The organism is Pseudoalteromonas sp. SG43-7 (genome assembly GCF_014164295.1).
GTDB classification, from domain to species: Bacteria; Pseudomonadota; Gammaproteobacteria; order Enterobacterales; family Alteromonadaceae; genus Pseudoalteromonas; species Pseudoalteromonas rhizosphaerae.
In genome coordinates this window covers 70,789-82,078 of the sequence record NZ_JACJEY010000011.1, presented here as the reverse complement: position 1 = coordinate 82,078, position 11,290 = coordinate 70,789, and the positions used below count along the sequence as shown (strand labels likewise).

General features: G+C 38.5%; 13 protein-coding genes. 11 read left to right on the top strand and 2 right to left on the bottom strand.

Annotated elements, in window-relative coordinates; translation table 11 throughout:
• Positions 1 to 5 precede the first annotated feature (5 nt).
• From lspA to H5200_RS07075, 10 genes are all read left to right on the top strand, one after another.
• On the top strand, positions 6 to 506 hold the full coding sequence (gene lspA, locus H5200_RS07120) for a signal peptidase II (protein WP_145237265.1): 501 nt from the start codon (positions 6 to 8) through the stop codon (positions 504 to 506).
• Complete coding sequence (gene fkpB, locus H5200_RS07115; RefSeq protein ID WP_145237262.1) at positions 503 to 943, top strand: FKBP-type peptidyl-prolyl cis-trans isomerase; 441 nt, start codon at positions 503 to 505, stop codon at positions 941 to 943. The genes lspA and fkpB overlap by 4 nt, the downstream gene beginning before the upstream one ends.
• Entirely contained in the window at positions 943 to 1,872 is a 930-nt protein-coding gene (gene ispH / locus H5200_RS07110) for a 4-hydroxy-3-methylbut-2-enyl diphosphate reductase (protein ID WP_182717083.1), read from the top strand. The genes fkpB and ispH overlap by 1 nt, the downstream gene beginning before the upstream one ends.
• A 38-nt stretch (positions 1,873 to 1,910) precedes the next feature.
• A complete protein-coding gene (locus H5200_RS07105; RefSeq protein ID WP_182717084.1) occupies positions 1,911 to 2,951 on the top strand; it encodes a sensor histidine kinase in 1,041 nt (346 codons plus the stop codon).
• Positions 2,948 to 3,649: a LytTR family DNA-binding domain-containing protein gene (locus tag H5200_RS07100; protein WP_182761222.1), complete on the top strand. Its 702-nt coding sequence runs from the start codon at positions 2,948 to 2,950 to the stop codon at positions 3,647 to 3,649. Before H5200_RS07105 ends, H5200_RS07100 begins: the two co-directional genes overlap by 4 nt.
• A gap of 133 nt (positions 3,650 to 3,782) precedes the next feature.
• A complete protein-coding gene (gene pilV / locus H5200_RS07095) occupies positions 3,783 to 4,346 on the top strand; it encodes a type IV pilus modification protein PilV (protein WP_182761221.1) in 564 nt (187 codons plus the stop codon).
• Between the two features lies 1 nt (position 4,347).
• Positions 4,348 to 5,367: a PilW family protein gene (locus H5200_RS07090; RefSeq protein ID WP_182761220.1), complete on the top strand. Its 1,020-nt coding sequence runs from the start codon at positions 4,348 to 4,350 to the stop codon at positions 5,365 to 5,367.
• Entirely contained in the window at positions 5,355 to 5,867 is a 513-nt protein-coding gene (locus H5200_RS07085) for a pilus assembly protein PilX (RefSeq protein ID WP_182761219.1), read from the top strand. Before H5200_RS07090 ends, H5200_RS07085 begins: the two co-directional genes overlap by 13 nt.
• Position 5,868: 1 nt before the next feature.
• Entirely contained in the window at positions 5,869 to 9,090 is a 3,222-nt protein-coding gene (locus tag H5200_RS07080; protein WP_182761218.1) for a PilC/PilY family type IV pilus protein, read from the top strand.
• A gap of 10 nt (positions 9,091 to 9,100) precedes the next feature.
• Positions 9,101 to 9,526, top strand: coding sequence for a type IV pilin protein (locus H5200_RS07075; RefSeq protein ID WP_182761217.1), 426 nt, complete (start codon positions 9,101 to 9,103; stop codon positions 9,524 to 9,526).
• A gap of 6 nt (positions 9,527 to 9,532) precedes the next feature.
• On the opposite strand, the gene H5200_RS07070 is transcribed toward H5200_RS07075, so the two are convergent.
• Entirely contained in the window at positions 9,533 to 10,060 is a 528-nt protein-coding gene (locus tag H5200_RS07070; protein ID WP_182761216.1) for a GspH/FimT family pseudopilin, read from the bottom strand.
• 78 nt (positions 10,061 to 10,138) lie between these two features.
• Positions 10,139 to 10,714, bottom strand: coding sequence for a Tfp pilus assembly protein FimT/FimU (locus H5200_RS07065; protein ID WP_182761215.1), 576 nt, complete (start codon positions 10,712 to 10,714; stop codon positions 10,139 to 10,141).
• A gap of 194 nt (positions 10,715 to 10,908) precedes the next feature.
• Between H5200_RS07065 and glnB the strand changes: the two genes are divergently transcribed.
• On the top strand, positions 10,909 to 11,247 hold the full coding sequence (glnB, locus tag H5200_RS07060; RefSeq protein WP_145237227.1) for a nitrogen regulatory protein P-II: 339 nt from the start codon (positions 10,909 to 10,911) through the stop codon (positions 11,245 to 11,247).
• Positions 11,248 to 11,290: the final 43 nt, after the last annotated feature.

The following is an 11,290-nucleotide window of genomic DNA, read 5'->3' as shown; positions in this document are numbered from 1 at the left end:
AGGAAGTGAGCAAACTAGCCCAAAAAAGTGGTTTAGTGTGGCTTTGGTTAAGTTTGCTACTTTTAGTAGCAGACTTTGCCAGTAAAACACTGGTTGTTAAAACCATGAATTTACGCGAATCAATTGATATATTGCCATTTTTCAATCTAACCTATGTTCATAACTATGGCGCAGCTTTTAGTTTTTTAAGTGAAGCGGGTGGTTGGCAACGTTGGTTTTTAAGCGTTATTGCTATTTCAATCAGCGTATTATTGATCTGGTGGCTAAAGCGTTTACCTGCCACTAATAAAATTTTATGCAGTGCTTATTCGTTAGTATTAGCGGGCGCAATTGGCAACTTATATGACCGTATCAGCCATGGTTATGTGATTGACTTTCTACACTTTTATTATGAAAGCTGGAATTTCCCTGCGTTCAATATTGCCGACAGTGCGATTTGTATTGGTGCCGCATTATTATTATTTGATGCCTTTACTGGCGAAAGTCCTAAGGAGCAAAAAGCATGAGCCAAGCAGTTATAGGTGAAAAATCAGAGGTTATTTTTCATTTCTCAATTAAGCTATCGGATGGCTCTGCGGCAGATTCAACCAAAGTGCATAATAAGCCTGCAAAATTAACGATGGGTGATGGTAGTCTAACGGCTAACTTTGAAAAATGCTTATTTGGTTTAGCGTCTGGTGACAGCAAGTCATTTGAACTTGAGCCAGAAGATGCTTTTGGTCAACCAAACCCAGATAATATTTACTATGTAGACCGTAGTAAGTTTGGCCCAGAAACGCCGGCAAAAATTGGCTCTATTATTGCGTTTACTCAACCTGATGGTACCGAATTACCAGGAGTTGTTCGTGAAGTGCAGGGTGAGTCTGTGACCATCGATTTTAATCATCCGCTTGCAGGTCAACGTTTAACTTTTGAAGTTGATATTTTAGAGGTGAACGGGTAATGGAAATTTTATTGGCAAATCCGCGCGGTTTTTGTGCGGGAGTCGACCGTGCGATTAGTATCGTTGAACGTGCGTTAGATATCTTTGAAAAACCGATCTATGTGCGCCATGAAGTTGTCCATAACCGCTACGTGGTAGATGGTTTGAAAAGACGTGGTGCGGTGTTTGTTGAAGAATTGGATCAAGTGCCAGACGACAGCATTGTTATTTTTAGTGCCCATGGCGTGTCACAAGCTGTACGCAGTGAAGCTAAGCGTCGAGATTTAAAAGTATTTGATGCAACATGTCCATTGGTCACTAAAGTGCATATGGAAGTGACCCGCGCTAGTCGTAAAGGTATCGAGTGTATTTTAATTGGTCATCATGGTCACCCTGAAGTTGAAGGCACCATGGGGCAATACGATAACGCTAAAGGTGGTATTTATTTAGTTGAAACGCCTGAAGATGTTGCCAAACTAAACGTGAAAAATCCAAATAACTTATTTTATTGTAGCCAAACTACATTATCGGTAGATGATACCGCAGATGTTATAGATGGCTTAAGAAGTAAGTTTCCAGCGATTGATGGCCCACGTAAAGACGATATTTGTTACGCCACACAAAATCGCCAAGATGCGGTACGTGACCTAGCTGATAAAGTAGATGTGTTATTAGTTGTTGGTGCTAAAAATAGCTCAAATTCAAATCGGTTACGTGAACTTGCTGATAAAATGGGTACTGTTGCTTACTTAATTGATGACGCCAGTAATGTTGAAGATCAATGGTTTACTAATGTCAATGCGGTTGGTGTTACCGCGGGTGCATCAGCCCCTGAAGTGCTTGTACAACAAGTGATTAACCGCCTTAAAGAATTAGGCGGTAAACAGGTTATTGAAAACCCAGGCGAAGTAGAAAATATCGTATTTGCTGTACCCGTTGAGCTACGCTAACCTTAGCGTACTGACAGGACATTTTTAAGGAGCGCGCAATGAGCAAGTCGGTGCAAACCAATACTTTGCTTTTTGCGGCGCTGTTTAAAGAACGCGGCGTACTTGCTACCTTAGTCGTTGCGCAAGTTATCGCCACTATACTAGCTTTCGCTCCTGCAACTGCGGATGATATTTGGATCCGCCTCGGCGGGATCAGCCTGTTTTTACATCTCACATTTTTGTCTAGTCTAACTTGGCTTTACTTACTACGTAAACCACTTGCATACTTGAGTCAGCCTTGGCAATTAAGTGCTTTAATGGCTTCATTACTACTTACAACGGCGGTTTTCAGCGGATTGTTAGTGGCCTATGGAGGCGACTTTATTGCACAACAACATACTTATCAGTTTATTTTAAGAAACTTATTAGTCGCTTTTTTAGTCACCGCATTATTTATTCAATTTTTAACTATTCATTTTGAAAAAGACCAGCAAACTAATGCGTTGGCTCGCGCAGAGCTAGATGCCTTACAGGCACGTATTCGTCCGCATTTTTTATACAACAGCCTCAATACCGCAGCGGAGCTTACACATTATGATCCTCAAGCTGCAGAGCAAGCGATTTTAGCGCTCGCGGCATTATCTCAAGCGGCAATGCGAGTGGGGAAAGAGACTGCACTAAGTGATGAAATAGCACTGACTCAGCAATATATTGCGCTTGAAAGTTGGCGGTTTGCTGATCGTTTACAAGTCAACTGGCAATTACCGGAGCAATTGCCAGAGATAACTATTCCGTGCTTAACATTACAACCACTGCTAGAGAATGCTGTTTGTCACGGTGTTGAGCCTTCATTGACTGGCGCTATAATTTATGTCGAGTTACATATTAGTAAACGCTCGTTAGTCATTTTAGTTGAAAACCCAATCTCGTCGCAGCAGCAAAAACGCTCAGGAAATGGTATGGCACTGAATAATATTCGCCAGCGGTTAGATCTTTATTATCAAGGTCATGCAAAGCTGACAATGACAACACGAGGTGATATTTTTCGGGTCAAGTTAGTGCTGCCCCTGGCTATTAATAATGCCAAGGAGCAAGCATGAAGGTACTCATAGTTGATGATGAGCCATTAGCACGTGCTCGCTTACAGCGATTACTTGCTCATTACCCAGACTATAACCATGCAGCACAAGCAAGTAATGGCAACGAGGCTTTGCAACAAGTGAAGCTGCAGGCTCCTGATATTGTATTTCTGGATGTTGATATGCCTGCTATGAGCGGTTTAGAAGTTGCAACACAATTGAATAAGTTGTCTGTCCCTCCAGCTATTATTTTCGTCACCGCTCATCCTGAGCATGCCTTAGAAGCATTGCAACTCAGTGCTGCGGGTTATTTAGTAAAACCTGTGACGGAGCAAAATTTAGCAAAAGCAATAGATCAACTAGGCCGTTTAACGCGCGCCCATCTACAAAAGCAACGTCCAGCGGCAATCAGTTATCAGCTTGCGGGGGTGACACGCAGTGTGGCATTAGAGGATGTGTGTTATGTCATAGCGGAAGAGAAATACACGCGTTTAGTTTTTACTAACGGTGAGGCATTGCTTGATCAAAGCTTAAAACAACTCGAGCAGGATTATCCTACACAGTTATTACGAATTCACCGCAAGATAGTGATCAATCTGTCCCGGCTAATCGCTCTAAAAAAAGCTGAAGATGGCAGTCATGTGGTTTTATTAGAAGGTTGTAGTTGTTTATTACCAGTAAGTAGACGCGCCTATAAATCAGTAAAAGAGCATCTTTAAACACATTAAATTTTGCAGCAAAAATGCATAGTTAACCATTCATCAACAAATATAACCGTTCATCCTAACCCATCTTGTATCTACATATTATTAGCATATCCTTATAATCAGATAGTTTTATATTGGGTGTACTATGAGGTCCATCAAGCATACATCGCAACATGGTTTTACGTTAATTGAGGTTTTAATTGCGTTTGTGATTTTAAGCTTTGGCTTGCTCGGTGCGGTCGCACTACAAGCAAAAGCAAAACAAGCCAGCTTCGACTCTATGCAACGAGCAGCAGCAGTTGCTTTAGGTAATGACATTATTCAACGGATACGAGCAAATGATACACCTCAGTTAGTAAAACTTTATAAAAAAGATTTTAGAAGTAGTGAAGCTGAGGCAAACTCATCGACAACTTGTTTTAGTGGCAGTTGCGATGCAGGGGAGATTGCAAACCATGACATTGAACAATGGAAACGCGCAATACGTGCACGAGAAAATACTGGTTCTTTAGATAATGCAACAGTATGTATTAATCCTGAGGCAGTCGCTGGCACTGGAGGGAAAGGGTTTAATTTAGAAGTGATCATTACTTGGCAAGGACGCCAAGAGTTTACCGCAAATAAAGATACAGAGAGTGTTGCGTGTGGTACAGCTGATAAAAGGCGTCGCTTAGTGGTCATTACCAGCTATATTTATGTGAGGAGCTAACATGAAACAAACAGGTTTTACGCTTATAGAGGTGATGATTTCCTTGTTCATTGGTGGGCTTATACTTGGTGGTGTTATGTTTACTTATATTGGTATGAAAGTTACCACTAAAGACACTATGGCTATAGGGGAGTTACAAGAGTCTGGCCGATTAGCTATAAATATTATGCAACGAGATATTGAGCAAGTTGGGTTTTGGGGAACATTTTACGATGATTCGTTTACTTCAGCAAATACAGTCGTTAGTTCAGCTGTCAAAGCCCCTGACTGTCGTGAAGGATTAAATAATGGCAGTTTCCCAGATTTAAACAGCAGCAGTAACTTTCGCTCCATTTACGCAAAAACAGCCAAAAGTAACAATGAGCTAAATTGCATCCGCGATGCAGCTAAAGATTCTGATATTCTACAACTTAAATTTTTACAGGGAGATCCCCAGTATAATGCTGCTAATAACAGTAATAAAACGATAGACAAGGTTAATTACTTTGTTGCAGAGCAAGAAAATGCCATGTTTGTAACAGGTAAGTACACCCCTACCAACGGTAATGCCACAATATGGCCTTATAGCCATCATGTTTATTATATTTCCGAGCAAACTTATACAGTAAATAATAGAAGTATTACTGTACCTGCACTAATGCGAAAACGTTTAGTGGCTGGTTCTATGAATCCAGAAAAGGCTGGTTCTATGAATACAGAAACTATCATGGAAGGCATTGAAAATATGCGCTTTATGTTTGGTCTAGATACTACACACGATAGCCGAGTTGATACCTATAAAAGTATCGCAGATATGACACCGACTGATTGGGAGAATCGTAAAGGAATTTTAACCGTACAACTATTTTTATTGGTAAGAACACTGCAACCCGACCCTGGCATTAAAATTAATAATCAAAAATATATACTTGGAGAAGGTTCGGGTAAGCGAGAATTAACATTTGATGATAATTACAGACGCACCGTATTCACCACTACTATTCGTTTAAGTAACGTTGGGGGCAATCTATGGAAAATTTAAATATGTTACAAAATAGGCAGCAAGGAGTGGTGTTAATTGTAGCATTGATCATGGTTGTTGCCGTAACCGGTATTGCCGTTACTTTGATGAGTAGCAGTACTATTGATATTAAAATTACCAATGCCGCACAAGAGCGAGAAGTTGCTGAAAATGAATTAGTAGGCGAAGTGCAAAAAGTAATTGCAACAGAGGCAGCAAAAGGAGCTGCAAGCAGCTTTTTTCTTACACCAAATGAAACAAAAACTGATGATACCTCTGTCATTACTATAAAAGAAAAAGACATATCATTATCTGGTAGTGATATGAAAAGTATTCTTAACAACCTGAACAACGGCCAGCTAGAATTAAACTGCCCGCGTACCTATAGCTATACGGCTGGGGTTTCATGCAATATGGTGCAAGTTTCCACTACTATTGAATATGGTTCAAAAAGTAAGCATTCATTAACGATTGTTACAGGTATAGCGCAAGAAATGGCGAGTATAGGCAAGGGGATTTAAGATGAAATTCACGTTTAAAAATATATTCGCTTTGATATTAGGGTGTACTATTGCGTTACCTGTTATGGCAGAAGATATCGAACTGTACGTAAATAGAGATATAGAACTTGATGAAAAACCGCGAGTGCTATTAATTTTTGATACCTCTGGCAGTATGGCTTTCTCATCAAGTACTGGTAAAGAATGCACAGATAGATCCGAAAATCGTAAATTATGCCCTGATAGCCGACTAGAAGCTGCTAAAAGTGCTATGAAAGGTGTAATAAATGCTAATGAAAACATTGATTTTGGCTTAATGCGCTTTAATGGCACTGACGGTGGTTATATTTTAAATGGTATTGGTGATAATCAAGGTAGTATTAAAAACTCAATTGATGAGCTTACTGCTGACGGTGGAACACCGTTAGCCGAGACTCTTTGGGAAGCTTATTTATATTTGACAGGAAAAAAAGTATTCTACGGTTTATATGTAGACAGAAATACTAGAGATAAGAAAGTCGAAAAAAGAGCAACCGGGGGACAAATCATAGAAAAATGTTCTTATCAATCTATCTGGACTGGATATAGGTGGGGCTATCAATGGCGATGGATATGTAATGATGAGTGGGTTTCTAGCTATTCATATATTTCACCATTTTCAACTAGTGCTGCTGAAGCTAATCGGTGTGATAATTCAGTTAATATAATTTACATGACTGATGGTGATCCCTCTAAGAGGTATGATAATGACAATAATTTTAACCCGCAGAATGATAATGGGAGAGATAATGAAATCAGTATTGAACACAATACTTTTTTTGGAAATTTATTAAAAGATAGTGACAGAAATTATGATAATTACCTGCATCAACTAGCTAAAATTATTCATGGTAGGGAAGATTTATATCCTCAAACGCCAGATATTAATGAAACAGGACGTTTGTATACTATTGGCTTTGGCTCTGGCATGACAGAACAAGGTCAAAACTTATTAAAAGAAGCGGCTACGCTGGGTGGAGGGAAAAACATACCTGCATCAACCCCTGAAAAGTTGACAGAAGCCTTAAATCAAGCTGTTTCAGATATCAGACGTGAAAATAGTACATTTACATCCCCGTCTTTTGCAAGCAACAGTGTTGATCAAACACGCAGTAGAGATGCTATTTACCTTGCTATGTTTTACCCGGATTTAAGTACACGTTGGCGAGGTAATTTAAAAAAATTAAAAGTGTCTGGTAATACAATTATTGATGCAAAGAGCAATGCTGCACTTGATAGAGATGGGTTAATAAGTACAGATGCAGCTACATTTTGGGACGAAGATAAACCATCTGATGGGAACTCAGTGAAAAGTGGTGGTGTAAATGCGGCTCTTTTAAAAAGAACCAAAACGCGTAAAATTTTTACGGATGCAAATAGTGGAGGGCTAATTAAGTTTGACTTTGATATTCTGAAAAAAGCGTATGGTAATAAAAAGAATACTGCTACTGCTTTTAGTGTCGAACAGTCAGAAGTGGAAGATACAATTAACTGGACTCGTGGTGATGACGTTGATAATGAGAATTCATCTTCACCAGTTCGCAATGATATTTTTGGTGATCCATTGCATTCAAAACCCGTTGCCATCGATTATGGTAATGACGATATACGTATATTAATTGGCACAAACGCTGGCTTTTTACATATGTTTAAAGATGATGATGTAAAAAATGAAGTAGAAGAAAGTTGGGCATTTATACCTTCAGCACTTTTTAATATACTTAAACCACTTCGAAATAAAGAGTCAGGCAAAAAGTATGGCATGGATGGGCCAATAAGCGTGTACTCTAAAAATGAAAGTTTAGTCACTAAAGTTGATGAAAATGGTGATGAAACTTCAGAAACTATAAACGATGGTATTATAGATGCCACAGCAGGCGATAAAGTATGGGCGTTTGCAGGCATGCGACGTGGTGGTCGTAATTATTATGGTTTTGATATTACTGACCCTGACTCACCCGAATTAAAGTGGACTATCCAAGGTGGTAAAGGAGAATTTGCGAAGCTTGGTCAAACTTGGTCAAAGCCGCAAGTGGCTTTTATAAAAGCATTTGTTGATAAACCTGTATTAGTTTTTGGAGGCGGGTACGATGAAAATAAAGATACCAGTTCTGGTGAAGACTCAGTAGGTAATAATGTTTACATTGTTGATGCAACCACAGGAAAAAGACTTTGGTCACTATTGGATGATAATAGTTTTGAAGGTACGCATAGTATTGCCGCAGACGTTACATTGCTTGATTCTGATTATGATGGCTTTATTGATAGAATATACGCGGCAGATACCGGCGGTAATATCTGGCGTATTGATATGCCTGGTGATAAAGAAACAGAGTTTACTTACCATAAATTAGCTGAACTAGGCGGGAGTGTTGATAGGCGCTTTTTTTATAAACCAATGGTTGCACGAACGCTATTTAGTAAAGTTACAATAAAGGAAGGTGTTACCACTCGACTAGACACCCCATTTGATGCGATTGTTATCGGCAGTGGGAAAAGAACAAACCCTAATGACGCTGAAACAGCAGATCAATTATTTATGATAAGAGATGAAAATACAGTTACACAATCATTTTCAGATAAAAAACCAGACGTAATAAAACCAGATAATTTAATGGTAATGAATGATGATCCATTTGGTAATGCGTTAAATAACGTAACTGGCTTTATTGAATTAGAAGCAAAGCTTGGGGCAGAGTTTAAAGGGTGGCGATATAGATTAGCGGCAGGGGAAAAATCATTAGCAGCGGCAACAGTAATTGGCGGCGTTGCATATTTTACATCTTTCACACCTGCTTCAGAGTCATCGACTAAAAATCAATGCTCACTAAGTGGTGGCGGCGGTTCGCTTTATGCTTTTCATTTACATTACGGTACTAAAGTTTATGATGATTTAAAGTTTGCAACTAGTACTGAGGTACCTGATACACCGCAGCTTTATTTTGGCTCTACTTGCGTCGATAGTAATGGAAAGTGCGATGATGGTTCTTCAAAATTACCTAAAAGCCAATTCTATTTAATTGGACCGGGCATAAAAGGCGATAATGCTAAAAACCCACTGCAACCACTGGAAATTACTGGCCCAGGCTTGAACGTTGTAAATAATAAAGTACAATTAGTAAGTGATAAGGCGTTAGGTTTTGGCTTTAAAACTCGGCAAACATATATTTATAAACGCGAAGAGAATGATGAAGTTAACAATTAAGGAGATTCAAATGATAAAAAAGCAACATGGGTTTACCTTAATTGAATTAATGATTGCTGTTGCAATTGTCGGGATTCTAGCTGCAGTCGCTTTACCTAATTATAGTGAATACGTAAAGCGTGCTTCGCGCGCAGAGGCTGTAGCAGCATTATTAGACGCTGCAAATAAAGAAGAGCAGTATTTTGTAGATAATAGAGAGTATACAGAATTACTGAGTGATGTAGGGGTTCAAAGTAAGACAGAGAATAAACATTTTGAATTAACTATTAAAGTGGTTGATAAAAACACCTTCACAATCACAGCTAAACCTATAGCGGGGCCGGTAAAAGGAGACGGTGATTGCACTGAGCTTTTCATAACTGATACAGGTCTTAAAGGTGCTAAAGGCGCTAAAACAAACGACGGGGAAGATATTGATTACTGCTGGGGAAGGTAATTAAGGTTATTCTTCTTGGCATTTGTCAGTTGATTTAATGCGAATTCTGCCAGTTTGACTTACAGATAAAGCTAATCCTTCAAGATTGGCTTTATCGCTATTAGGGCAATATATAAAAGTGCCATTTTGAAAACCATTTAACGAACCATCGGGTCGAAACGTAATTGCACTACGAGGATACTCTAAACTATCTGCCTCATTTACTTTTTCAAATATACTTAATAATAGTTCGTCATCATCTAATGTAGTTGACTTATCTTTATCGATAAATAGAGACACTTGCCCTTGCCACTCGTCCTTAATGCATTTGCTCTTTTTGAGTGCGCAAAGAGTGACGTAAGTGTCATTTTCAATTGCATATAAACGGCCATAATTAATATTTCGATAGAGTAAGTTTATATGATTATTCAAGCGGTTATTAGCTAAAAAGTCAGGATAAAACCACATCGAAAGCTGACTAATGATACTGACAATGGCCACAGTGACCATAAGCGCTATTAGCGTTAGACCTTTATTTTTTAATAATAACTTCATCCTTGAAGTCCCGAATTAATAAGCTATCAACTCAGTTTAGTAAATAACAAAAATATGTCCAAGTTGGTCGGTGTTTTTTTAATCGCACTTTGTTAATGTTTCACCAACATAAAATGATGTGCCTGATTGAGATACTGTTAACGCTTTATTATTTTTATTATCACTGTTTGGACAGTAAATAAAATCTCCGGGGTTATAAGATATCAAACCACTGGTATCAAAGCGTAACATTCTTTCATTGCCCGTGAACTTGAGTTTGTCATTATGACTTATTCGTTCAATAACACTAATTAATGAATCTTCTGATGCCAGGTATGTCGCTTTTTTATCTTCTCGATCATTTTTAGTAGTTAGTTTATCAATGAAAATAACAATAGTTGTATCTCCGTCCCATGTTTCTTTACATTCAAAAGAGTCATTTTTGTTTTTGAAATCTTTATATGAAACTGGACATATTATAACTATTTCATCAGTGCTTGCGGCTTGTGAACGGGCAAAGCTAATATTGCGCTTGAGATCGAGTAAAAAATTTTCGGCCCTATTTTCTTCAAGCATGTCACTGCTATCCCATAAAGCTATCGTAGCAACAATACCGACAATAGCGATAGTGACCATTAATTCTAAAAGTGTAAAACCACGTTGTAACTTATTCATATACATCCTAAGGTATTAGGTAACTCACAAAATAGTGATACTAAAAAATCATATTGTGAGTATAGTTGCTAGGTTTTTTAATAATCATACCATTGCTGACGATTAAATCACCGTAATTCAATTGCTTTGTTTGCTATGAAGTGCAGGATTGTCTAAAATCGACTCAATTGGCAATATAAGAGTAGCGACTAATAATGAAGAAAATTGAAGCAATAATTAAACCATTTAAACTTGATGATGTTCGTGAAGCGTTGTCTGATGTAGGTATTACTGGCATGACCGTCAGTGAAGTGAAAGGTTTTGGCCGTCAAAAAGGGCATACTGAGCTTTATCGTGGTGCTGAATACATGGTTGATTTTTTACCAAAAGTAAAACTTGATATTGTCCTTGGTGATGACGATGTTGACCGTGCTATTGAAGTGATCGTTAAAACAGCACAAACAGGTAAAATTGGCGATGGTAAGATTTTCGTCACTGACGTTGAGCGTGTGGTACGTATTCGTACTGCTGAAGAAGATGAAGACGCGATTTAATTTATTATCTGAGATTAAAAGTCAGACATAAAAAAGGCGCTAC

Excerpts from the sequence above, each read along its gene's own strand:
- H5200_RS07070 (WP_182761216.1), bottom strand. The coding sequence starts at position 10,060 with ATGAAGTTATTATTAAAAAATAAAGGTCTAACGCTAATAGCGCTTATG.
- H5200_RS07075 (WP_182761217.1), top strand. The coding sequence starts at position 9,101 with ATGATAAAAAAGCAACATGGGTTTACCTTAATTGAATTAATGATTGCT.
- H5200_RS07105 (WP_182717084.1), top strand. The coding sequence starts at position 1,911 with ATGAGCAAGTCGGTGCAAACCAATACTTTGCTTTTTGCGGCGCTGTTT.
- H5200_RS07085 (WP_182761219.1), top strand. The coding sequence starts at position 5,355 with ATGGAAAATTTAAATATGTTACAAAATAGGCAGCAAGGAGTGGTGTTA.
- ispH (WP_182717083.1), top strand. The coding sequence starts at position 943 with ATGGAAATTTTATTGGCAAATCCGCGCGGTTTTTGTGCGGGAGTCGAC.
- pilV (WP_182761221.1), top strand. The coding sequence starts at position 3,783 with ATGAGGTCCATCAAGCATACATCGCAACATGGTTTTACGTTAATTGAG.
- glnB (WP_145237227.1), top strand. The coding sequence starts at position 10,909 with ATGAAGAAAATTGAAGCAATAATTAAACCATTTAAACTTGATGATGTT.
- H5200_RS07065 (WP_182761215.1), bottom strand. The coding sequence starts at position 10,714 with ATGAATAAGTTACAACGTGGTTTTACACTTTTAGAATTAATGGTCACT.
- H5200_RS07090 (WP_182761220.1), top strand. The coding sequence starts at position 4,348 with ATGAAACAAACAGGTTTTACGCTTATAGAGGTGATGATTTCCTTGTTC.
- H5200_RS07100 (WP_182761222.1), top strand. The coding sequence starts at position 2,948 with ATGAAGGTACTCATAGTTGATGATGAGCCATTAGCACGTGCTCGCTTA.
- H5200_RS07080 (WP_182761218.1), top strand. The coding sequence starts at position 5,869 with ATGAAATTCACGTTTAAAAATATATTCGCTTTGATATTAGGGTGTACT.
- fkpB (WP_145237262.1), top strand. The coding sequence starts at position 503 with ATGAGCCAAGCAGTTATAGGTGAAAAATCAGAGGTTATTTTTCATTTC.